Source organism: Sphingomonas sp. HDW15A, from assembly GCF_011301715.1.
Taxonomy (GTDB): domain Bacteria; phylum Pseudomonadota; class Alphaproteobacteria; order Sphingomonadales; family Sphingomonadaceae; genus Sphingomicrobium.
Map to the genome: position 1 here is coordinate 2,186,205 of NZ_CP049870.1, position 20,895 is coordinate 2,207,099.

At 62.1% G+C, this 20,895-nt stretch carries 24 protein-coding genes; 12 read left to right on the forward strand and 12 right to left on the reverse strand.

The features are described from left to right. Window position 1 precedes the first annotated feature (1 nt). Window positions 2–643, reverse strand: a complete 642-nt coding sequence (locus G7076_RS11430; RefSeq protein WP_166202972.1) for a YggS family pyridoxal phosphate-dependent enzyme — start codon at window positions 641–643, stop codon at window positions 2–4. 22 nt (window positions 644–665) lie between these two features. Continuing rightward, window positions 666–1,373: a hypothetical protein gene (locus tag G7076_RS11435; protein WP_240913795.1), complete on the reverse strand. Its 708-nt coding sequence runs from the start codon at window positions 1,371–1,373 to the stop codon at window positions 666–668. A gap of 194 nt (window positions 1,374–1,567) precedes the next feature. Here G7076_RS11435 and G7076_RS11440 point away from each other — a divergent pair, with 194 nt between their 5' ends. From G7076_RS11440 to G7076_RS11455, 4 genes are all read left to right on the forward strand, one after another. Further along, window positions 1,568–2,002 (forward strand): DUF3576 domain-containing protein, encoded by a 435-nt coding sequence (locus G7076_RS11440; RefSeq protein WP_166202974.1) that lies wholly within the window; start codon window positions 1,568–1,570, stop codon window positions 2,000–2,002. Window positions 2,003–2,065: 63 nt separating this feature from the next. Further along, window positions 2,066–4,588 (forward strand): leucine--tRNA ligase, encoded by a 2,523-nt coding sequence (gene leuS, locus G7076_RS11445; RefSeq protein WP_166202976.1) that lies wholly within the window; start codon window positions 2,066–2,068, stop codon window positions 4,586–4,588. Further along, on the forward strand, window positions 4,588–5,082 hold the full coding sequence (gene lptE, locus G7076_RS11450) for an LPS assembly lipoprotein LptE (protein ID WP_166202978.1): 495 nt from the start codon (window positions 4,588–4,590) through the stop codon (window positions 5,080–5,082). Before leuS ends, lptE begins: the two co-directional genes overlap by 1 nt. Next, window positions 5,079–6,098: a DNA polymerase III subunit delta gene (locus tag G7076_RS11455; RefSeq protein WP_166202980.1), complete on the forward strand. Its 1,020-nt coding sequence runs from the start codon at window positions 5,079–5,081 to the stop codon at window positions 6,096–6,098. The genes lptE and G7076_RS11455 overlap by 4 nt, the downstream gene beginning before the upstream one ends. A gap of 20 nt (window positions 6,099–6,118) precedes the next feature. Here the strand turns inward: G7076_RS11455 and G7076_RS11460 are convergent, their stop codons facing one another. From G7076_RS11460 to hemE, 10 genes are all read right to left on the reverse strand, one after another. Then, window positions 6,119–6,997 carry a ParB/RepB/Spo0J family partition protein gene (locus G7076_RS11460; RefSeq protein WP_166202982.1) on the reverse strand — a complete coding sequence of 293 codons (879 nt, stop codon included), beginning with the start codon at window positions 6,995–6,997 and terminating at the stop codon, window positions 6,119–6,121. Continuing rightward, window positions 6,994–7,782: a ParA family protein gene (locus G7076_RS11465; RefSeq protein WP_166202984.1), complete on the reverse strand. Its 789-nt coding sequence runs from the start codon at window positions 7,780–7,782 to the stop codon at window positions 6,994–6,996. Before G7076_RS11465 ends, G7076_RS11460 begins: the two co-directional genes overlap by 4 nt. Continuing rightward, the gene (rsmG, locus tag G7076_RS11470) at window positions 7,779–8,399 is read right to left on the reverse strand and encodes a 16S rRNA (guanine(527)-N(7))-methyltransferase RsmG (protein WP_166202986.1); all 621 of its coding nucleotides are present in this window, start codon (window positions 8,397–8,399) and stop codon (window positions 7,779–7,781) included. Before rsmG ends, G7076_RS11465 begins: the two co-directional genes overlap by 4 nt. Continuing rightward, the gene (gene mnmG, locus G7076_RS11475; RefSeq protein ID WP_166202988.1) at window positions 8,396–10,081 is read right to left on the reverse strand and encodes a tRNA uridine-5-carboxymethylaminomethyl(34) synthesis enzyme MnmG; all 1,686 of its coding nucleotides are present in this window, start codon (window positions 10,079–10,081) and stop codon (window positions 8,396–8,398) included. The genes rsmG and mnmG overlap by 4 nt, the downstream gene beginning before the upstream one ends. Before the next feature lie 49 nt (window positions 10,082–10,130). After that, window positions 10,131–11,417 carry a tRNA uridine-5-carboxymethylaminomethyl(34) synthesis GTPase MnmE gene (gene mnmE / locus G7076_RS11480; RefSeq protein ID WP_166202990.1) on the reverse strand — a complete coding sequence of 429 codons (1,287 nt, stop codon included), beginning with the start codon at window positions 11,415–11,417 and terminating at the stop codon, window positions 10,131–10,133. A 7-nt stretch (window positions 11,418–11,424) separates the two neighbouring features. Further along, the gene (locus G7076_RS11485; protein ID WP_240913926.1) at window positions 11,425–12,147 is read right to left on the reverse strand and encodes a YjbE family putative metal transport protein; all 723 of its coding nucleotides are present in this window, start codon (window positions 12,145–12,147) and stop codon (window positions 11,425–11,427) included. A 57-nt stretch (window positions 12,148–12,204) separates the two neighbouring features. Beyond that, window positions 12,205–12,873 carry a YjbE family putative metal transport protein gene (locus G7076_RS11490; RefSeq protein WP_166202994.1) on the reverse strand — a complete coding sequence of 223 codons (669 nt, stop codon included), beginning with the start codon at window positions 12,871–12,873 and terminating at the stop codon, window positions 12,205–12,207. 37 nt (window positions 12,874–12,910) lie between these two features. Further along, window positions 12,911–14,167, reverse strand: coding sequence for a transcription termination factor Rho (gene rho, locus G7076_RS11495; RefSeq protein ID WP_166202996.1), 1,257 nt, complete (start codon window positions 14,165–14,167; stop codon window positions 12,911–12,913). A gap of 223 nt (window positions 14,168–14,390) precedes the next feature. After that, window positions 14,391–14,843, reverse strand: a complete 453-nt coding sequence (locus tag G7076_RS11500) for a CopD family protein (protein ID WP_166202998.1) — start codon at window positions 14,841–14,843, stop codon at window positions 14,391–14,393. After that, complete coding sequence (gene hemE / locus G7076_RS11505) at window positions 14,840–15,865, reverse strand: uroporphyrinogen decarboxylase (RefSeq protein WP_166203638.1); 1,026 nt, start codon at window positions 15,863–15,865, stop codon at window positions 14,840–14,842. The genes G7076_RS11500 and hemE overlap by 4 nt, the downstream gene beginning before the upstream one ends. 324 nt (window positions 15,866–16,189) lie before the next feature. Between hemE and G7076_RS11510 the strand changes: the two genes are divergently transcribed. From G7076_RS11510 to G7076_RS11545, 8 genes are read left to right on the forward strand one after another with little or no spacing between them, the layout of a single operon-like run. Next, on the forward strand, window positions 16,190–16,774 hold the full coding sequence (locus tag G7076_RS11510; protein ID WP_166203000.1) for a Maf family protein: 585 nt from the start codon (window positions 16,190–16,192) through the stop codon (window positions 16,772–16,774). After that, window positions 16,771–17,580 (forward strand): shikimate dehydrogenase, encoded by an 810-nt coding sequence (locus G7076_RS11515; protein WP_166203640.1) that lies wholly within the window; start codon window positions 16,771–16,773, stop codon window positions 17,578–17,580. The genes G7076_RS11510 and G7076_RS11515 overlap by 4 nt, the downstream gene beginning before the upstream one ends. Next, on the forward strand, window positions 17,577–18,170 hold the full coding sequence (gene coaE / locus G7076_RS11520; RefSeq protein ID WP_166203002.1) for a dephospho-CoA kinase: 594 nt from the start codon (window positions 17,577–17,579) through the stop codon (window positions 18,168–18,170). Before G7076_RS11515 ends, coaE begins: the two co-directional genes overlap by 4 nt. Before the next feature lie 7 nt (window positions 18,171–18,177). Further along, window positions 18,178–18,879 carry a DNA polymerase III subunit epsilon gene (gene dnaQ, locus G7076_RS11525; protein WP_166203004.1) on the forward strand — a complete coding sequence of 234 codons (702 nt, stop codon included), beginning with the start codon at window positions 18,178–18,180 and terminating at the stop codon, window positions 18,877–18,879. A 37-nt stretch (window positions 18,880–18,916) separates the two neighbouring features. Then, window positions 18,917–19,477 carry a ribosome-associated translation inhibitor RaiA gene (gene raiA / locus G7076_RS11530; protein ID WP_166203005.1) on the forward strand — a complete coding sequence of 187 codons (561 nt, stop codon included), beginning with the start codon at window positions 18,917–18,919 and terminating at the stop codon, window positions 19,475–19,477. Window positions 19,478–19,533: 56 nt separating this feature from the next. Further along, complete coding sequence (locus tag G7076_RS11535) at window positions 19,534–19,998, forward strand: PTS sugar transporter subunit IIA (RefSeq protein ID WP_166203007.1); 465 nt, start codon at window positions 19,534–19,536, stop codon at window positions 19,996–19,998. Beyond that, a complete protein-coding gene (locus G7076_RS11540) occupies window positions 19,988–20,455 on the forward strand; it encodes a PaaI family thioesterase (RefSeq protein ID WP_166203009.1) in 468 nt (155 codons plus the stop codon). The genes G7076_RS11535 and G7076_RS11540 overlap by 11 nt, the downstream gene beginning before the upstream one ends. Beyond that, window positions 20,380–20,778, forward strand: coding sequence for a DUF1491 family protein (locus tag G7076_RS11545; RefSeq protein ID WP_240913796.1), 399 nt, complete (start codon window positions 20,380–20,382; stop codon window positions 20,776–20,778). Before G7076_RS11540 ends, G7076_RS11545 begins: the two co-directional genes overlap by 76 nt. The last annotated feature ends 117 nt before the right edge of the window (window positions 20,779–20,895 follow it).

Sequence of the window (20,895 nt, forward strand, 5' to 3'; positions counted from 1 at the left end):
CTCAGTCGGCGAAGAGCGCGCTGCCTACCCGAACATGCGTTGCGCCGAGCATCACCGCAGTCTCGTAATCCGCGCTCATACCCATCGACAGTCCAGTGACGTCATGACGCCGGGCAAGCTTCGCGAGAAGCGCGAAATAGGGGCCGGGCTGTTGCCCAAGCGGCGGAAGCGCCATTAGCCCTTTCAGTCTCAACGAAGATTGCCGGACTTCCTCAATGAAGGCACCAAGCTCCGATATCGCGACGCCGCCCTTCTGCGCTTCCGCGCCTATGTTGACCTGCACGAAGCAGGGGGTCGGCTGGCCAGTCGCGGCAAGCGCTCCCAGAAGGCTCGGCCGGTCCAGCGAGTGAATGGTGTCGAACAGCGCAACGGCCTCTGCCGCCTTGTTCGACTGCAGCCGTCCGATCATGTGGAGCCGAATGTCGGGGTGCGCCTTCCTGAGCCCGGGCCATTTGTCCGCGGCTTCCTGGACCCGGCTTTCGCCGAAATCTCGCTGCCCGGCCGAAATGAGCTCTTCGATGTCGGCGACCGAGCGCGTCTTGCTGACGGCGATCAGTGTGATCTCGCTGGGGTCACGGTCCGATGCTTTCGCGGCCCGTGCGATCCGCTCGCGGATTTGCTGGAGGCGCTCCGCAGACGTCACCGGCTGAAATTCAGGATTGGGATTAGAATTTGAAAGCAGTGCCGACGTAGACGGCCTGGCTGTCCCTGCGCTCGTCCCGAAGCGCGGCGTCGCGATCCCGGTCCACGCGATAGCGGACACCACCGGTAACAGCGATATTGCGGGTCAACGAATAAGCACCGCCGACGTCAAGCGCATAGGTCTGCTCCGCGCCGAGTGCCGGCGACCGGGCTCCGTCGGTGCGCTCCGCAGTCGCTGCGACCCGGCCCGTGATGCGCTTGTTGAGCGAGTAATTGACGCCGACCACGGCTGATTCCTTGCCGCCAAGGGCAAGCGCGGGTGCCGGCGTCTTGGCCACGTCACCCGTGATTGCGAACCGGCGCCAACCCACCGCAAGTCCGAGGTTATAGCTGGCCTGGGTGAGAGCCGTCACGGCCGGTGTCGAATCCGTCGCGCGTGCCTGGACAGTCGGTGCCTTGGCGCGAATCGCGACCCGAACCTGCGAAGGACGGCCCTTCGGAGCGGCCGGAGTAAACTTAAAATCGCTGACTCCGACACCGCGCGCGGAGAGCGCTGCAGCGAGTCGAGGGTCAGTCGAGGCGGGCGTGAAGCCGCTTACGCTGTCGAAGCTTATCGAAACCGGCGGCGGTCGCCGCTCGGGCTTGGCAAGGGCGGCAGCAGGAATGGCAACGGCTGCCGCGAGCAGCGCAGCGCCGACCCATTTCCCAGCCGTGTTACCCCTGTGTCGCACCCAAATCGACTCCTAGCCCGATTGATATAGCGATTCCCTGGCAAAGGTTCCAATGGTCCCGCGCGATTCATCCGGCCTCTGTTGCGCTAAGTCCACAATACTGTCCCGTCCATGAACATCGCCTTGCTGCTTGCGGGCGCTGCTTGCCTGTCTATAACGCACGGCCAACGACCCTTCAGTCCGGGAATCTCCCTATGCTTCGCCTTCCGCTTCCCATGCTCGTGATTCTCGCCGTGGCCCCGGTTGCGACCGCCTGCTCTCGCAACCGCGATATTCCGACGACGCTGGCCCCGTCGCGGATGACCAGCATCGGCGTCAATACCTATCTGTGGCGCGCGGCCGTCGACACGGTCTCATTCGCCCCACTTCTGCAGGCGGACGCGAACAGCGGGGTCATCATCACCGACTGGTACACCAATCCCAACAATCCGGGCGAGCGGATGAAGCTGACCGTCACCATCCTGGACCAGGATCTTCGCGCCGACGCGCTTCGCGTCGCTGCCAGCCGCCAGGTCAATCAGGCCGGCACCTGGGTCGACGCCCCGGTTGCTGCCGCGACCGTCCAGAAGCTCGAGGATATCATCCTGACCCGGGCGCGCGACATTCGGCGAACGACCGTCGGCGGCTAGCCGGCCGGCAGCGCATCATTTTGCGTGGTGCACACGGCCCGTCCGTGCTTTAGGCGCCTGTCAATGAACGACCGTTTCAATCCCCGCAACGTCGACCGCCACTGGCAGGAACGCTGGTCCGAGTCGAAGGCGTTCGTTGCCGAAAGCAACAGCACCAAGCCGAAAAGTTACGTGCTGGAGATGTTCCCCTATCCCTCGGGGCGCATCCACATGGGTCACGTCCGCAACTATACGATGGGTGACGTCCTTGCCCGCTACCGGCGCATGCGCGGCATGGAAGTACTCCACCCGATGGGCTGGGATGCGTTCGGTATGCCCGCCGAGAATGCCGCGATGGAAAAGAAGGTCCATCCTGGCGCCTGGACCCGGCAGAACATCGCGACCATGCGCGGCCAGCTGCAGCGGCTCGGCTTCGCGATCGACTGGAGCCGTGAGCTCGCGACCTGCGAACCCGAATATTACGGGCACGAGCAGGCCCTGTTCCTCGATTTGATGGAGGCGGGCCTCGTCTATCGCAAGGAAAGCGAGGTCAACTGGGACCCGGTCGACATGACGGTTCTTGCCAACGAGCAGGTCATCGACGGCAAGGGCTGGCGCTCCGGGGCGCCGATCGAGCGGCGCAAGCTCAGCCAGTGGTTCCTCAAGATCACCGACTTCGCGGAAGAGCTTCTCGAGGGCCTGGGAACCCTTGATCAATGGCCGGACAAGGTCCGGCTGATGCAGGAGAACTGGATCGGCCGCAGCCAGGGTCTGCAATTCTGCTTCCGGCTCGCCGGCACGCCCCCCGGGGGCACCGGCTGCGACGTCGAGGTATTCACTACGCGTCCCGACACCATCTTCGGGGCCAGCTTCGTTGCTTTGTCGCCCGGCCATCCGATCGCGGAAGCGCTCGCGGTCGAGAACCCCAAGATCGCCGAGTTCATTGCCGAATGCCGGCGCGGCGGGACCTCCGCAGCCGATATCGAGACCGCGGAAAAGCTCGGCTTCGACACCGGGCTGGAAGTTATTCACCCGCTCGACCAGAACTGGCGCTTGCCGGTCTGGATCGCCAACTTCGTGCTGATGGATTACGGCTCGGGCGCCCTTTACGGCGTACCCGCGCACGACGCCCGCGACTTCGAATTTGCGACCAAGTATAAGCTTCCTATCCGCCGGGTCGTCGCGGGCAATCCAGCCGGTGCCAGCGATCCGGTGGTCGAGGCCGAGACCGAGCATGGCGTGGCGGTCAACTCGCAATTCCTCGATGGCATGACGACTGAGCAAGCGAAGGCGGAAGTGATCCGCCGCGCCGAGGCCGCCGGGTGGGGCCAGAGCAAGACCCAGTTCCGTCTGCGCGACTGGGGCGTTTCCCGCCAGCGCTACTGGGGCACGCCGCTTCCGGTCATCCATTGCGAGAAGTGCGGCCCGGTCGGCGTGCCGCGCGACCAGCTTCCCGTCGTCCTGCCGGAGGACGTGAGCTTCGAGATCCCGGGCAATCCGCTCGACCGCCATCCCAGCTGGGGCAAGGTGGATTGCCCGTCCTGTGGCGGAGCGGCGCGGCGCGAAACGGACACGCTCGACACGTTCGTCGATTCCAGCTGGTATTTCCTGCGTTTCGCGAGCCAGCCCGGCGACAAGCCGTTCGACCGCGCGGAAGTCGAGCAATGGCTGCCCGTCTCGCAATATATCGGCGGGGTCGAGCATGCGATCCTCCATCTGCTCTATGCCCGTTTCTGGACGCGAGCGCTGAAGCGTATCGGCAAGCTCGATTTCGCCGAGCCTTTCAGAGGCCTGTTCACGCAAGGAATGGTCACTCACGAAACCTATCGGGCCGGGGATGGCAGCTGGCTCAGCCCGGACGAAGTGCGCCGAGATGGCGACGACTGGATCCATGTCGAATCTGGCAAACCCGTTTCGCTTGGGCGAGTCGAGAAGATGTCCAAGTCCAAGAAGAACACGGTCGATCCGGAACCGATCGTCGACAAATATGGAGCGGACGCGGTGCGCTGGTTCATGCTGTCCGACAGCCCGCCCGAGCGAGACCTTGAATGGTCTGAATCGGGGATCGAGGGTGCTGCGCGGTTCGTGCAACGTGTCTGGCGGCTGGCAGCGTCGCCCGCCTCCGCGGGTGGCGACGATCTTGCGCTGCGCAAGAAAGTCCACCGCACTGTGGCGTCGGTCGCCGAGGCAATCGAAGCACTGCAGTTCAACAAGTCGGTGGCTGCACTTTACGAGCTCACCAGTGCAATCGAGAAAGCGCTGCCAAGCACGGACCGAGATTCTGCCGTTCGGACCTTGTTGCTGCTGATCGCTCCGGGTGCACCGCATCTGGCCGAGGAGGCCTGGAGCATGCGCGGCGAGGCCGGCCTCATAGCCCAGGCCGCCTGGCCGACATTCGACCCCGCGCTTCTGGTCGACGACGAGGTCACGCTTGCGGTCCAGGTCAACGGCAAGCTCCGCGACACGATCCAGGCCACCCGCGGTCTCGACAAGCAGGCTGCTGAAGCTCTCGCTCTCGCATCGCCAAAGATCCAGGCGCAGTTGAACGGTGCTGAGCCGCGCAAGGTGATTGTGGTTCCGGACCGACTGGTGAATATCGTCGCCTGATGCGCGTTTTCGTCCTTCTCCTGATGCTGGCGCTGACTGGCTGTGGCCTCAAGCCGATGTATTCCGGCGGCGAGCGCGGGCCGGTCGCCGCCGGGCTCCATTCCGTCAGCGTTCAGCCGATCCCCGGCAAGGCAGGATGGCTCGTTCGCAAGGAACTGGTCGCTCGGCTCAACCACGGCAATGTCGCGACTCCGCGCTATCGCCTCGAAGTAGAGCTGGACGACAATATCACCGGCTTCGGCATTCGCGGCGACCGCGCCGCCACGCGCGAACGGCGGACGCTCCGTGCGCGTTATCGATTGGTCGATCTCGCGACCGGCCTGGTGGTGGTGGACGCGACAGCGGGCTCCGATGCCGGAATCGACGTCGTTTCGTCGCAATACGCCACGGTGGCCGCCGAGCAGAGTGCATTGGAACGCTTGTCCACCGTCGTCGCCGACCAGATCGTTGGCCGCCTTGCCCTTTTCATCAACAACGGTGGCCAGCAACCGTGATCGTCAAGGGCGCCGCGATCGGCCCTGCGCTCGACAAGCCCGAACCCGGCCGCCGCTTCTACCTCTTTCACGGCCAGGACGAAGCCGGCTCAAGGGCGCTTGGCGAACGTCTCCTTGCCGCGCTTGGCGCCGAAAAATTCGCTGTCTCGGCCGCTTCCATCCGCGAGGACCCCGCGAGTCTTTCCGACGAGGCGGCAGCCATGGCCCTGTTCGGGGGGCCGCGAGCGATCTGGATCGAGCCATGCGGCGATGAAATCGCCGACGGCGTCTCCGCACTACTCGAAGCGAGTTGCGTCGAAAGCCCTGTCATCGCCGTCGCCGGCGCGCTTCGCAAGACCTCCTCGCTTCTCAAGCTCGCCGAAGGGCATGCTGCGGCCGTCGCGATCGTCTCCTACGTTCCGGAGGGTGGGACAGCGACCCGGATGGTCATGACGTTGGCCAGCGCCGAAGGTCTTCATATCGACAAGAATGTCGCGGAGCGCATCGCCGACGAGGCCGGGGGCAATCAGGCCGTGGTTGCCAGCGAGCTTGCGAAATACGCCCTATTCCTCGGCGCCACGCGCGATACGCCGAAGCTCCTCACCCATGATACTGTAGATCTGTTGGGCTGCGGCGGCGGGGATGGCGATCTGCAGCGGCTCGGCGACCTCGCCCTTGGCGGGGCAATGTCCGAACTCCTTGAGGAAATTGACGCTTCGGGCCTGGCTGCAAAGGACAGCGTGACCGTTCTTCGCGCGCTCCAGCGGCGGCTGTTGATGATCGCTCCGCTCCGCGCGCGCGTCGCAGATGGCGAGTCCGCGCATGGCGTCATGGCGTCAGCAGGTCGTGCTATATTCTGGAAAGATAAGGATTTTGTCGAGCAGTTGCTGCGCACGTGGCCACCGGAGCAGATTGCCGCCTTGGTCGAGCGGACGGCAAAGGTGGAACGCGAGTTGATGGGCACCGACGCCCCAGAGGTCGCGGCGATCGGCGAGCATCTCCTGGCCGTTGCCCGCTCCGCCCAGCGCCGGCGCTGAATGGTGGCCTCGCGAAAATTCTAGATCGGCTCGCCGCTGAGCCGCTGGCAGATCATGTCGAGCTGATCGAGAGACGAATAGGCGAGACTAACGGTCCCGCCCTTCCCGGCGTGTTTCACTTTCACGTTCAGCCCGAGCATGTCTCCAAGCTGGCGTTCAAGTGCGGCGAGGTCCGAATCGACTGAGCGCAAGTTGCGCTCACTCGCCTTTGCCCGCGGCTCGGTGCCGATTTTCGCGAGCGCTTCCGTCTGACGGACGCTCAGCCCTTTGCTTACGACAATACGGGCCGCCGCTTCGGGGTCAGGTGCGGACAAAAGCGCACGAGCGTGTCCCATACTGATATCGCCACGCAAGAGCATTTGTCGTACGCTCTCCGGAAGTTTTAGCAATCTCAATAGGTTAGTCACGTGGCTACGCGACTTGCCAACCAATTTGGCGACAATATCCTGTGCGTGTCCGTATTTCTCGATCAACGACGAATAGCCCTCGGCTTCTTCAATCGCATTGAGATCCTGGCGTTGAACATTCTCGATCAATGCCAACTCGGCACGAGAGGATTCGCCGTCACTTCGAACGATCGCGGGGAGCTCGTGAAGCTGGGCGCGCTGCGCTGCGCGCCAGCGTCGCTCGCCGGCGATGATTTCATATCCACCATCAACCGCCCGAACAAGGATCGGCTGAAGGACACCATGTCGAGCAATCGACTCGGCAAGTTCGGTGATTGTTTCGTCGTCGAACGCCTTGCGCGGCTGCGCCGGATTTGGCCGAACGTCTGCAGTGGCGATGATTCGCAGACCGGAGCCGGAAGCCTGACGTTCTTCTTCAACCTTTGCGGGTGGATCGCCGAGCAGCGCACTGAGGCCACGACCTAATCCGTGCTTGCGCGAGTTGTCGCTCATGCGGCCTCCGCCTCCTTCAACCGGGCGAGCCGGCCCATTACCTCGCGGGCGAGTCGGACATAGGCCTCCGAACCCGGACATTTCAGGTCGTAAATCAAGGCGGGAAGCCCGTGGCTTGGCGCCTCAGACAGGCGGACATTGCGAGGTACAACCGTATGGAAAACGACCGGTCCAAGGCATGCCCGCACGTCTTCCGCCACCTGCTGTGACAGGTTGTTGCGACGGTCGAACATCGTCAACACCACGCCAAGTATCTCCAGCGACGGATTAATGCCCTGGCGCACGCGCTCGACCGTCTGCAAAAGCTGCGAAAGACCCTCCAGCGCGAAGAACTCCGACTGGAGCGGCACCAGCAGCTGCTGCGCGGCAACGAGCGCGTTGAGCGTTAAAAGGCCGAGTGAGGGAGGACAGTCTACCAGGCACACGTCCCAGCGGTCGTCCGGAACTTCCGCGAGTGCCCGCGACAAACGTTCGGTACGGTGCGAGAGGTCGACAAGTTCGATCTCGGCACCCGAAAGGTCAACGGTCGCCGGGACAAGGTCCAGCCTCGGCACGCGTGTGGCGACCACGGTCTCGACAACGGTCGCCTCGCCGATTAGCACGTCGTAACTGCTGCGCAGCCGCTGGTCGCGCGTAACGCCAAGGCCGGTCGAAGCGTTGCCTTGCGGATCGAGGTCGACCAGCAACACGCGCCAGCCGATGGCAGCCAGAGCCGTAGCAAGGTTGATCGCGGTGGTTGTCTTGCCGACACCGCCCTTTTGATTTGCCACGGTAATCCGTATCATTTGCCGTCCCCACCCCTACGCCAAACATGATCGGCGACCAGGATTGCCGCCTCTCCGTCGGTTCGGCTGGCAACAAGGTCGAAGTCACCATGCCACGCGCGGCGCACCTGCTCCAGTTCCGTTTGTGCGCTGCGCCCTTTCATCAACAGATATCTCGTCCCTGTGTGGGCCAAATGCCGACTTATCCTCAGCAGGTCGACGGCGGGAGCGACCGCGCGGGCACTGATTACGTCGAACTGACCACTCACCGCCTCCGCCTTAGCGGCCACGACGCGGACGTTCTTCAGGCGCAAGCGCGTTGCGACATTCTCAAGAAACTCGGCCCGGAGGCGACGTGGCTCGATTAGAGTGACGAGATTATCACTAAGAATTGCGACGACCATTCCGGGCATTCCGGCGCCCGAACCGATATCCGCCCAACTTCGCCCTGTTCCAGCAATTGGGACGAGCTGTGCGCTGTCGGCGAGGTGCCTCTTCCACAGATCCGGAATGGTCGAGCGAGCGATAAGATTCTGCCGATCGGACTCTGCCAACAGCATTTCGGCGTAATCGGAAAGCTTCACCGCTGTTTCACGTGAAACCTTACGTCCAACCACCTCTTCGACGGCGTTCATCATGCGGCGTTGCGGGAGGCAGCAAGGTGCAGAGCCGCAAGAGCAGCCGGTGTGATGCCCGGCAACCGGGACGCCTGATCGAGTGACTCCGGTGCTGCAGCCATCAGACGCTCGACCGCCTCCGCAGACAATCCCGGTACCCTTGAGAAGTCGAGCTGTGCGGGAATCCTAATAGCGCGGTCGCGATCAATGGCGTCCCATTCGCGTTTTTGCCGCTCGACATAGGGTGCATAGAGGGCATCGGTCCGCCCTTCCTCCGTCTCGGCAAATTCCGGGCGTTCCCGAAACTCCAAATGCGATTCGATGGCCTCATGACGACGCCGCGAGACGCACTTCAGGGTGAGTGCATCGCGACCTAGACGGGTGACCGCATTGTCAGCCCGAAGCGCCAGGCGATACTCTGCGCGTGCAGTCATCATTCGGTAGGGTTCCTGCACGCCCTGCAGGATGAGGTCGTCGATCATCACCCCAATGTAGGACGTACGACGGTCGAAACGATGTTCGGCAAGACCTAGAGCGAATGCAGCAGAATTGAGACCGGCGGTGAGCCCTTGAGCAGCCGCCTCTTCGTACCCTGTCGTGCCATTGATCTGGCCGCACAGATAAAGCCCAGCGATATCCCGATGCGCTAATGTCGCATCCAGCCTACGGGCATCCGCATATTCATATTCAACGGCATAGCCGGGCCGCACGATCACCGCGCGCTCAAGCCCGGGAATCGTGCAAATGAAGTCTGTTTGGATCTCCAGTGGGAGCGAGGTACTGATTCCATTAGGATAGACGAGGTTACAAGACAGGCCCTCGGGTTCGAGAAAAATCTGGTGCCCGTCCCGATCGCCGAAGCGGCGAATCTTGTCTTCGATCGACGGACAATAGCGCGGGCCGCGGCCCTCTATAGCACCGGAGAAAAGAGGCGAGAGTTCAAAATTCTGGCGGATCACGTCATGAGTATCGCCGGTTGTGCGGGTGATCGCACAGGCCAGTTGGGGCGGTGAGTAGTCGGTCCCGAGGGCAGACATCGCCCATTGCTCTGAATCGCTCGGTTGCGGCACGGTCCGAGACCAATCGATTGTGCGTCCGTCTAACCGCGGAGGCGTTCCGGTTTTGAGGCGCCCTTGTGCGACGCCCCATTCGCGGAGCTGAGATGCGAGCGGAACAGAAGCCCTCTCGCCCGTCCGACCCCCCGCGACACGCTCCAGACCGCAAAACAAAGTCGCGTCAAGGAATGTCCCGGTAGCAAGGACAATCGAGTTCGCTCGGATCGTTTCACCGGAGACGATTGCGCCGGCAACACGGCCGTGGACAACCTTGATCTCGGTTGCCTCCCCGATGAGCATCTCAACGGGCGTCTCACGAAGAACCTTTCTCATCGCTTTTTGGAACAAGCGCCGGTCAGCCTGGACTCGTGGTCCCTGAACTGCGCTGCCCTTACTCTTATTCAGCATACGGCGATGGATCGCGGAGCGGTCAGCGGCCCAAGCCATCAAGCCGTCGAACACGTCAAGCTCCCTGACTAGGTGGCCCTTGCCGACGCCGCCGATTGACGGGTTGCAGCTCATCTGGCCCACATCTTCAGGTCGAAATGTCACGAGCCCCACCCTTGCCCCGCGACGCGCAGCCGCGGCCGCAGCTTCGCAACCGGCATGACCGGCGCCGATGACTAATACGTCGTACATGACGCGCACTTAGCGGATTATCCCGACTAACGCAGCAGCTTTGGTTCCACGTGAAACATCATTTGCCGAGGCAGAAGCGTCCGAATAGCGAATCAAGCATATGTTCGATACCCGCCCTACCTGTGAGGCGGTCCAATGCTGTCCGGGCGAGCGAGAGGTGGTGGGCAATCACTACGATGTCATCCGTGCCTTCCAACCTACTGAGTTCAGCGCGGCACTCCGCAAGACATTGCGCCTGCCTGCGGTTTATGATGGCGGGATCCTCACCAGGAAGGAGTGCAGCAGCCAAGGCGTGAATGCGCTTCCAAAGTTCCTCAAGTCCCCTTCCCGTCAGGGCAGAGACGGCGAGAGCTCCGCGAGGTTCTGATCCCCTTCCCCGCTCGTCGGCGCGCGGGAACACCCAGATGCCTGCAGGGTGGTCGAGCGCGTCCGGACCAAGCCAAAGTAGAATGTCGGCTCTAGCTGCTTCGAACTCCGCCCGCGCGACGCCGATTTGCTCGACCGGGTCATTTGTCTCGCGAACGCCCGCGGTATCGATAAGCAAGAATGGGACTCCGCCGTGGATAATCGGAACTTCGATGACATCCCTAGTCGTACCCTCGATAGGCGTCACGATCGCCCGCTCGGCGCCACATAGAACATTGATAAGACTAGACTTTCCAGCATTCGGTGGCCCGCCGGCGACGACGCGGATCCCTTCTTTCAGCCGCTCTGCGCGAGGTTTGTCCAGCCAATCGCCGAGCTCGATTGCCAAGACTTCCGCCTCCCGCCTCAGCCGTGCCATGTCGAGGGCCGTTTCGTCTTCCTCGCCAACATAATCGATTGCCGCTTCCGCGCGGGCAGACAGGCTCGTCACCGCCTCCTGCCAGTCCTCCACCTGCCGACGGAAACCCCCTTCCGCCGCGAATAGTGCCGACTTCCGCTGGGCCTCGGTTTCCGCCTCGAGCAAGTCGGCGAGGCCCTCCGCTTCGGTCAGGTCGATCCGCCCATTGGCAAATGCGCGCCGAGTGAATTCGCCGGGCTCGGCCAGCCGAACACCTGGCTGGGCGAGCAAAACGGTAAGCAGCCGGTCGATGACCGCGCGCCCACCATGGCATTGATATTCAACGACATCTTCGCCGGTGGAAGAGGATGGCCCGGAGAAAACGACAATCAGGGCGTCATCGATGACATCGCCGCTTTTCGGATCCTTGAGCCTTTTGAGTGACGCATGTCGGTCTGGCGGAAGCTTGCCGGCAATCGCCTCTGCAGACTTCAAGGCCCCAGGACCGCTGCAGCGAATGACGGCGACCGCGGCGGGCGGGCGGCCGCTCGACAGGGCGCAAATGGTGTCGCCGCTATGCATGCGTCCCTCAGCTGATGGCGGGGAAACCGAGCACCGGCACGACGTGATGGTAACCTTCCCAAATCATCTTGAGGGCCACCCACAGGATCACTGCCAAGCCGAGATAGGCTATCCAGCGGAAACGCTCAATGTAACGGGCGATAACGTTGGCGGCGATGCCCATCAGTGCCACGGACAGGATCAGGCCGACAATCAGAATACCAGGGTGTTCCCGAGCCGCACCAGCGACCGCGAGCACATTATCGAGGCTCATGCTGACGTCGGCGACCGCCACGGCCCAGGCGGCCGAAGCGAACGTCTTACCAGCTGCGACGCCGCTGTCCTCGTCACCGACGATCTCTGGAGAACCGGGGCTCTCTCCCTTGTCGCGAAGCTCGCGCCACATGCGCCACGCCACCCAGAGCAGAAGGAGTCCACCCGCAAGAACCAGTCCGACGATCTGCAGCAGCTGGCTGACCATCAATGCGAAAACGATGCGCAGGACCAGCGCGGCCACGACGCCCAGGAGAATGACTTTGCGCCGTTGATCCGCCGGTAGTCCAGCTGCGAGCGCGCCAACGACAATCGCATTGTCGCCCGCGAGTACAAGATCGATCATCAGCACCTGGAGAAAGGCGGCCAAGGCGGCCGGTTCACCGATGTTCGAGAAGTCACGGATGATCGACGACCAGATCTCGGTCGGGCCAAGGCCATTGCCATGTGCAGCGGCCGCGGCCAGCAAGTATTCGATCAAAGCTATCCCCATCTGGTTGAATCTGAAACGACCGGCAAAACGCGCCTTGCTGCGTTAGCCGAGCCCGAGCGCGGTTCTCAAGCCAAGGACATGTTCACCGCCGACCCACCCTTCGTAGATCATGCTGACGGCGACATAGAGAATAACGACGAGGCCGATGTAATTGATCCAGTGATACCGCTGGATGAGCTTCGCCACGTAGTTGGCGGCAAAACCCATGAAAAGGACGGAAAACGTCAACCCTACGAATAGCAGCGCAGGGTTGTCGCGGGCAATCGAGGCGACCAGCAGGACATTGTCCAGGCTCATCGAAAGATCGGCGACCATGATTTGCAGGACAGCCGCCCAGAAGGTCTTGGTCGCCTTCGGTCCCTCGACAATTTCCGTGTCCGGGTCGTCATAGGTCACCGACGGCGCTGGCGGATGAAGCTCCCGAAATAGGTTATAGGCGACCCATAGCAAAAGCAGCCCGCCGGCGAAGACGAGGCCGGTGATCCTGAGCAACTGGGTCGCGAGAACGGCAAATGTGATCAGGAAACCAAGCGCCATGATGACGCCGAGCATCAGGACCTTTCGGCGGTCGCGGTCGGGCAGGCCGGAGGCGAGCGAGCCCATGATCACGACATTATCCCCGGCCATCGTCAAATCGCCGACGATGATCTGCCCGAGCTTGGCGAGGCCGCTAGCCGTGAAGATGGCGTGAAAATTGAGACCGCTGATCATTCGGCCATAACGCGGATTGAGCAGAAGGGAGCCATCCCTACTGGTTCATGCTCGCGAAGAAATCTTCGTTCGACTTGGCGTCCTTCATCTTGTCGAGAAGGAACTGCATCGCGTCGACCGTGCCCATTTGCATCAGGATCCGGCGAAGAACCCACATTTTCGAAAGTGTAGCCTGGTCGACGAGCAGCTCTTCCTTGCGGGTGCCAGACTTGCCGACGTCGAGCGAGGGGAAGATGCGCTTGTCGCTGACCTTGCGGTCAAGCACGATTTCGCTGTTGCCGGTGCCCTTGAACTCTTCGAAGATGACCTCGTCCATCTTGGAGCCAGTGTCGATCAGCGCGGTAGCGATGATCGAGAGAGAGCCGCCTTCCTCGATGTTGCGGGCGGCGCCGAAGAAGCGCTTCGGTCGCTGCAGCGCATTGGCGTCAACGCCGCCGGTCAGCACCTTGCCGGAGCTGGGTACGACCGTGTTGTAGGCGCGACCCAAGCGGGTGATCGAATCGAGCAGGATGACGACATCCTTCTTGTGCTCGACCAGGCGCTTCGCCTTTTCGATCACCATCTCCGCCACCTGAACGTGGCGCGAAGCCGGTTCGTCGAATGTCGAACTGATGACCTCGCCGTTGACGGAGCGCTGCATGTCCGTGACTTCTTCCGGACGCTCGTCGATCAGCAGGACGATTAGGAAGACTTCTGGATTATTCTCGGTGATCGCCCGGGCAATGTTCTGAAGAAGAACGGTCTTGCCCGTGCGCGGAGGCGCCACGATTAGCGCGCGCTGGCCCTTGCCGAGCGGGGCGACGATGTCGATTACCCGTGCGCTCTTGTCCTTGATCGTGGGATCGAGCGTGTCGAGCTTGAGCTTCTGATCCGGATAAAGCGGGGTCAGGTTGTCGAAATTGACGCGATGACGAACAGCGTCCGGCTCGTCATAGTTGATCTGGCTGACCTTGGTCAGTGCGAAATAGCGTTCGCCGTCCTTAGGCGCACGGATCTCGCCCTCGATCGTGTCGCCCGTACGAAGACCGAACTTGCGGACCACGTTCGGCGCCACATAGATGTCGTCCGGACCAGCGAGATAATTCGCCTCGGGACTGCGCAGGAAACCGAAACCGTCGTTCAATACCTCGATCGTCCCCATGCCCATGATCTCGGCACCGCTCTCGGCGCGCTCCTTGAGGATCGAGAACATCAGATCCTGCTTGCGCATGGTCGATGCGCCCTCGACCCCGAGCTCCTCGGCCATGGCGACGAGGTCCGAAGGGCTTTTGAGCTTGAGATCCTTGAGATGCATGAGTCGGGACTTTTCGATTGGTAGCCGGACGAACAAGGGCGGCAGGACACCGCGAAGGATGGACGCCCCGGCGAATTGGGAAGTAACGGGCCGGCGCGGCCGTTGCCGCGGCCCTAGGTGAAGGGCGCCGGTCAAGTCAATATGGGGTTATGCCCAGGTCTTGTTCAAGACGGACGAGAGGACGACCCCATCTGTCCAGCCGATCCCCAGAGCGAAAGGAATTCTAAAAGGGCCGAACGATCACCAGGACGACGATCACCGCCGCGGCGATCCCGGGAATCTCATTCATGATTCGAAGCGTTCTGTTCTCGAGCGGCCGCATCCCGTTTGCGAGCTTGCGGCCATAAGCCGACATCCATCCCTGGTAACCGGTCAGACCGACCACCAGCGCCAACTTGGCGACAAACCAGCCCTGATGAAAGGCGTCGAGATGGACGGCCAGGATCAGCCCCAGGACCCAAACGATGAGCATCGCTGGGGTCAGGATGATCGTCCGGGCGCGATCCTCTCGTTCGATCCACTGACGGTCCTCGGCTGAACCCGGCGTCGTCGCGTGGTGGTAGACGTAGAATCGGGGCAGCAGGAATAGACCCGCCATCCAGAAAATGACGAAGGTCAGATGCGCGGCTTTTACCCAGAGGTAGGCGGCGCCGAGGAACCCGGTAAACTCGCTCATTTGCCAGACTTCACCAAGTGCACCAGTTCCTCGACATGAGCGATCGGCGTTTCCTTGCTGATGCCGTGCCCGAGATTGAAAATGTGCGGTCGACCGCCGAGCGCGTCAAGGATTCGCCGGACCGATTGCCGCATCGGCTCGCCGCCGGCGAGCAACGCAAGGGGATCGAGATTGCCTTGAACGGGCAGGCCTGACGGAAGCTCCCGGTCGGCCCAAACCGGATCGACTGTCTCGTCCAGGCCGATCGCGTCGACGCCGGTTTCGCGCGCATAGGCACCGAGCTTGCCGCCAGCGCCCTTAGGAAAACCGATGACCGGGACATCAGGATGGCGTTTGTGGAATTCAGAAACGATCCAGGCGTTACGGGCGATGACGAACCGCTCGAACTGGTCCGGGGACAGGCTTCCGGCCCAGCTGTCGAACAGTTGCACGGCCTCCACCCCGGCCGCGACCTGGCCGCTGAGATAATCGACCGTGACCTGCGCCACCAGGTCCAGAATCGCATTGATTTTGCCGGGATCGGTATAGGCCAGGGTCCGAGCTTCGGCCTGTTCGCGACTTCCTTGCCCGGCGATCATGTACGTCGCAACCGTCCACGGACTTCCGGCAAAGCCTAGGAATGTGGTGTTAGCCGGCAATTGCGATTTCACCCGACGAACCGTCTCGTAGATGGGCTCAAGCCGTTCCATGGCCGGCTTCAAGTCGCGAACTCGGGCTTCGGTCATGCGCGGTGCAAGGCGCGGACCTTCACCAGCCTCGAACCAGAGGTCCTGGCCGATCGCGTGCGGCACAATTAGAATGTCCGAGAAGAGAATCGCCCCGTCGAAAGCGAAGCGGCGGAGCGGCTGCACCGTCACTTCGGCCGCCGCGTCAGAGTCGTAGACCAGTTCGAGGAACCCGCCCTTGTCGGCGCGAAGCGCGCGATATTCGGGAAGGTAGCGCCCGGCCTGACGCATCAGCCACATTGGTGGCGGGTCGCGGCGTTTTCCTCGAAGAACGGAAAGGAGCGGTTTGTCCTGCATGGCGCGTGGGTAGCTGCCCACCCCCTCTCTTTCTTTCTTATTAGATATGAATCTAAGGATTGAGATTGATATTGGTCGCTTGGCAGCGGGGTTTAGGCGGCCATCCCGGCTTTGCCAACATTCATGACGACGCAGGAATCGCGGCTTTCCGGCGAGTCGCGCAACCGGACTCCCGTTATCCCCGATTTTGCGTGATGGAGCATCTCGCTGTGGATCGATCGGTGACCGGCGCTGGGAGCCGCAGGCGGATTTGTCAGCATTGCTCTTTCCCCGGTTTCGCAGTTAGTCGACTCACCGACTTATCCACAAGGTTGTTCCGTTCTCATGTCGTTGATCCTTGCTTCCGCCAGTGCCATTCGGCGGCATCTCCTCGAACAGGCGGGTGTCGCGCACGAAGTGGAGCCGGCGCGGATTGACGAATCCCCAATCAAGCGGTCGCATGACGGTAACGACGAAGAGTTGGCGCTGGCTTTGGCGGAGGCCAAGGCGCTCGAAGTCAGTGGCCGCCTCTCGGGAAATTGGGTAATTGGTGCCGATTCAGTGGTCAGCGTCAACGGCCGGCGCTTCGGCAAGCCGGGCGACCGCGAAGAAGCTGCGCGTCATCTTTCAGCATTTTCCGGTAACACTATCGTCTTGACTAGCGCCGTTGTTATTGCGCGCGACGGGCACATCGACTGGCGACTCGCGGATCATGCGAATTTGCAGGTTCGTCCCTTAAGCGAGCGATTCATCCACAATTATCTGGAAATGGAGTGGCCAGCCGTCGCCGCCTGCGTCGGCGTGTTCCGGATGGAAGGGCCGGGTATTCAGTTGTTCGATAGGATCGACGGGGACCATTTCACGATTCTGGGTATGCCGCTGTTGCCCCTGCTCAACGCCTTGCGCGAGCGTCAGGTGCTGCCGTCATGACGTCTGGGCGGCCATTCGCCGAAGTCATTGGCGACCCGATTTCGCATAGTCGCTCGCCGCAAATCCATGGATTCTGGCTCGACCAGCTTGGCCTCGCAGCCGACTATAGCGCAACGAGGGTCCAGCGAAGCGAGCTGAAGGCTTTCGTCGCCGGACGGCGCACCGACCCCGACTGGCGCGGTTGCAATGTCACGATGCCGCTGAAGCTCGACGCGCTGATGCTCGCTGATGAGGGTTCGGATCGCGCCACGGCCGCGGGTGCGGCCAACCTCCTGTTCGTCCGCGACGGAAGCTTGCTGGCCGCCAACACCGACGTCGGCGCTGTTGCACGGCTGGTCGCGCCACTGCTCGGCGATTCCGACAGCATTACCCTGCTCGGCAACGGCGGCGCAGCCCGGGCCGTTCTTGTCGCTTTTCGGCTTCTTGGACGCGGACAGGTGCGTCTCCAGGCTCGCGATCTGGCCGCGGCTCGCAAGCTCGCGGTGGAGTTCGACACCGTTGAGCCGGTGCGTTTCGACACGCCTGTCGCAAGCATCGGTCTGATCAACGCTACCCCACTTGGGATGACCGGCCATCCGCCTTTCGAGCTCAACATTTCCCATATGTCGCCCGGCGGCTGGGTGATGGACCTGGTGACCGACCCCGACCCGACCGCGCTCATTCGAAGCGCTAGGGAAGGCGGTCTTAGAACGGTGGATGGGCTTGCTGTCCTGATCGAACAGGCTGCGGAATCGTTCGAGCTGCTTTTCGGGCGCCCCGCACCCCGCGACAAGGACGCCGAACTGCTGCTAAGATTGCGGCCATGAGGAAGATCGCGCTGACCGGCTCTATAGGCATGGGCAAGTCGACGGTCGCGCAAATGTTCGTGAAAGCCGGAATTCCTTTGTTCGATGCCGACGCGGAAGTGCGCGCGATGCAGAATCGAGGCGGCGAGCTTGTCGACGAGATCGGAGCACGCTTCCCAGGCACCGTGCACGATGGCGCGGTCGACCGCGACATCCTGGGCGCGCGTGTGCTGGGCGACCGCGACGAACTCGCGGCGCTGGAACTCATCGTCCACCCCAGGGTCGTGCAGCGCCGGGATCGGTTCATCGCCGCCAACGCCGATGCACCGGCGTTGTTGTTCGACATTCCCTTGTTGTTCGAAACGGGAGCCGAGAAGAATTTCGACACCGTCATCGTCGTGTCTGCCCCGTCCGAAATGCAACGGGCCAGGGTGCTTGCGCGGCAAGGAATGACTCCCGCCAAATTCGAGTCGATCCTGTCCCGGCAGATGCCGGATTCGGTAAAAAAGGAACGGGCAGATTTCGTCATCGACACCAGCGGATCTCTCGAAGCGACGCAGCAGCAGGTGAACGCTATCCTTTCTTGCCTCGGGCTCACAGCAGCGCGATAAACGGCTCATGCGGGAAATCATCTTCGACACGGAAACCACTGGGCTCAGCCCGGCGGGCGGGGACCGGATGGTCGAAATTGGCTGTGTCGAAATGTTCAACCGGGTCGAGACCGGCCGGACTTTCCACGCCTATTTCAACCCCGAACGGCCGATGCCGAGCGAGGCCGAGGCGGTGCATGGGCTCAGCGATATCTTCCTCAGCGACAAGCCGCGCTTCTCTGAACTCGTCGACGATCTGCTCGAATTCATCGCCGATGCTCCACTGATCGCGCACAATGCATCGTTCGATTTCGGATTCCTCAATCATGAGCTGTCGCGCTGCGCCCGCGATCCAATCTGTTTGAGCCGGATGATCGACACGCTGACTCTTGCGCGGACCAGGCACCCGGGCGCGAAGCACAGCCTTGACGCCCTATGCACCCGCTTCGGCGTGGATCGAAGCCAGCGAATCAAGCACGGCGCGCTGCTTGACGCACAATTGCTTGCGCAGGTCTATGTCGAGTTGACGGGCGGCAGGCAGATCGGCCTCGGCCTTGTTGCGGAGGCAACCGAGGCCGCAACCAGAACGACCGTCACCGTCCAGCCGATCGACCGGCCAATTCGTCCCGCGCGGCCGCATTTTCCAAGCGAAGCGGAGACGGAACGCCATCGGCAATTCATTGCCGCAATGGCCAGTCCCTTGTGGGAACGGTTCCTCGCCCCGATTTAAAGAGTGGCAGGAGCCATTTTGCGAAAGGAACATGCAGGTGAACGTTCGAGTCGCCGGCCACCAGGTCGATACCGGGGAGTCTCTTCAGTCTCACGTCCACCAGAGGATCGCGGCGCTTGCCGACAAGTATTTCGATCGCGCCATCTCTGCCAATGTGACGTTCGGCCGCGGGCCGTATGACGATTTCACATGCGATATCGTCGCGCCGGTCTCGCAAGGGGTAGTGCTGAAAGCTTCGAACCGGGCCGGCGATGCACATGTCGCCTTCGAAGGCGCGGCAGACAAGATCGAGCGGCAGTTGAGCCGCTACAACGACCGGCTGCGCGAGCATAAGGGCAACGGAGCGGACGCTTTCGTCGAGAATGCCGGCTACACCGTCTTCGCGCCGCCGCCGGAGAACCCGGCGCCGAAGCATCCTGCCGTAGTCGCGGAAACCAGGGTCGACATTCCCGTCGCATCGGTATCCGACGCGGTGATGATGCTCGACCTTCGGAATACCAATGCGCTGATGTTCAAGAACGCCGCAAGCCAGGCGCTTAACATGGTCTATCGACGAGACGATGGAACCATCGGATGGGTGGAACCGCGCAGCGAATGACACCGTTCGGCAAGCGGAATAATCACCCGCTACCTTATCTCTAGAAAAGCCCGATCATGCGTCTGTGCGATTTCCTCGACTTTGATTCCGTCCGCGTGTCCGTTCCCTCGGGCAACAAGCGGCAATTGCTTCAAACACTGGGGCAGATTGCCGGCCAGCGCCTGGGTTTCGAGCCGAGCGCCATCGTGGATTCGATTGTCGAACGCGAGCGTCTTGGGTCAACGGGCTTCGGCGGGGGCGTGGCGATTCCGCATGGCAAAGTGGAAGGGCTTCAGACGATCTATGCAACGATGGTCCGGCTCGCCGAGCCGATCGATTACAAGGCGATCGACGGGGCAAAGGTCGACCTCGTCTTCCTGTTGCTGTCGCCGCCCGATGCCGGTGCGCATCACCTCAAGGCACTGGCGGCGGTTAGCCGCGTTGTCAGAAGCGCCGATACCGTGGATAAGCTTCGCGGAGCGCGAAGCCGCGATGCGCTCATCGCAGTGCTGATGGCGGCAGAGGAACGGGATGCCGCTTGATCGAAAGTCGGAAAGTGGCGCCGAAGCGCACTTGCGCGCTCTCGAAGGCCTTTATCGGTCCGCGCCGATCAACCAGCTTTTCGAATCGCATCTTGAACTTCCAGAAGCGGGCCGCTCGCGGATCCGGTTCGCCATTGGCCAGGAAAGTTTTCATGCCGCCGGCGCCGCGCATGGTACGCTCTATTTCAAGATGATGGACGATGCGGCTTTCTATGCAGCAAACAGCATGGTCAGCGACCGCTTCCTTCTGACCACGGCGTTCAACCTCCACTTTACCAAGCCAATGCGCGTGGGTGAAGCGATTGCAGAAGGACGCTGGATAAGCGGCAGGCGAAGGGTCTTCGTCGCCGAAGCAAGGATCGTAGATTCAACCGGTGAGGAGTGTGCGCGGGGTACGGGCACCTTCCTGCGATCGTCGATCGCGCTGTCCGGCCTTGCCGGCTACGGCTCCGATTGAACGCCCGGCTCGCAACTCAGTTGGAAGTCGCAGGCCTCCTGAGGCAGGCGCAATCGGGCGGGGGATTCGCCGCCGTGATTCGACGCGGAGACCCGGACCGGGGCGACCTTGTTGTCCAGGTTTCGGAGCGAGGTCAGCCCCTCGCGACGCTCGAGAGGCGTCTCGCCGCGGACTTCGGTTATCGCTGGGTCCGCAGCGATCGGATCGAGGATTTGGCTCATTTCCTTGAAAATCGCGAGCGAATGGACCCGGATTTCTGGCTGATCGAACTGGACATCGCGGATGCGGAACGATTCGTCGCTGAAATGACCGCCATGGGTTGATTGTCAGGGAACCTCGGGGGAAACCCGCATCGAACGAGAGCGGGGGGCATCCCGTTACGGCAATTCGGCCGGACGATGCCACGCCAGACGGGGAGTCGGAACGGCATCGAAAATCGA

Coding starts and splice junctions, on each gene's coding strand:
- coaE (WP_166203002.1), top strand. CDS start 17,577: ATGAGGAAGATCGCGCTGACCGGCTCTATAGGCATGGGCAAGTCGACG.
- mnmE (WP_166202990.1), bottom strand. CDS start 11,417: ATGCATAGCGGCGACACCATTTGCGCCCTGTCGAGCGGCCGCCCGCCC.
- lptE (WP_166202978.1), top strand. CDS start 4,588: ATGCGCGTTTTCGTCCTTCTCCTGATGCTGGCGCTGACTGGCTGTGGC.
- G7076_RS11540 (WP_166203009.1), top strand. CDS start 19,988: ATGCCGCTTGATCGAAAGTCGGAAAGTGGCGCCGAAGCGCACTTGCGC.
- G7076_RS11535 (WP_166203007.1), top strand. CDS start 19,534: ATGCGTCTGTGCGATTTCCTCGACTTTGATTCCGTCCGCGTGTCCGTT.
- G7076_RS11490 (WP_166202994.1), bottom strand. CDS start 12,873: ATGATCAGCGGTCTCAATTTTCACGCCATCTTCACGGCTAGCGGCCTC.
- rsmG (WP_166202986.1), bottom strand. CDS start 8,399: ATGATGAACGCCGTCGAAGAGGTGGTTGGACGTAAGGTTTCACGTGAA.
- hemE (WP_166203638.1), bottom strand. CDS start 15,865: ATGCAGGACAAACCGCTCCTTTCCGTTCTTCGAGGAAAACGCCGCGAC.
- dnaQ (WP_166203004.1), top strand. CDS start 18,178: ATGCGGGAAATCATCTTCGACACGGAAACCACTGGGCTCAGCCCGGCG.
- leuS (WP_166202976.1), top strand. CDS start 2,066: ATGAACGACCGTTTCAATCCCCGCAACGTCGACCGCCACTGGCAGGAA.
- G7076_RS11440 (WP_166202974.1), top strand. CDS start 1,568: ATGCTTCGCCTTCCGCTTCCCATGCTCGTGATTCTCGCCGTGGCCCCG.
- rho (WP_166202996.1), bottom strand. CDS start 14,167: ATGCATCTCAAGGATCTCAAGCTCAAAAGCCCTTCGGACCTCGTCGCC.
- G7076_RS11515 (WP_166203640.1), top strand. CDS start 16,771: ATGACGTCTGGGCGGCCATTCGCCGAAGTCATTGGCGACCCGATTTCG.
- G7076_RS11460 (WP_166202982.1), bottom strand. CDS start 6,997: ATGAGCGACAACTCGCGCAAGCACGGATTAGGTCGTGGCCTCAGTGCG.
- G7076_RS11465 (WP_166202984.1), bottom strand. CDS start 7,782: ATGATACGGATTACCGTGGCAAATCAAAAGGGCGGTGTCGGCAAGACA.
- G7076_RS11500 (WP_166202998.1), bottom strand. CDS start 14,843: ATGAGCGAGTTTACCGGGTTCCTCGGCGCCGCCTACCTCTGGGTAAAA.
- G7076_RS11510 (WP_166203000.1), top strand. CDS start 16,190: ATGTCGTTGATCCTTGCTTCCGCCAGTGCCATTCGGCGGCATCTCCTC.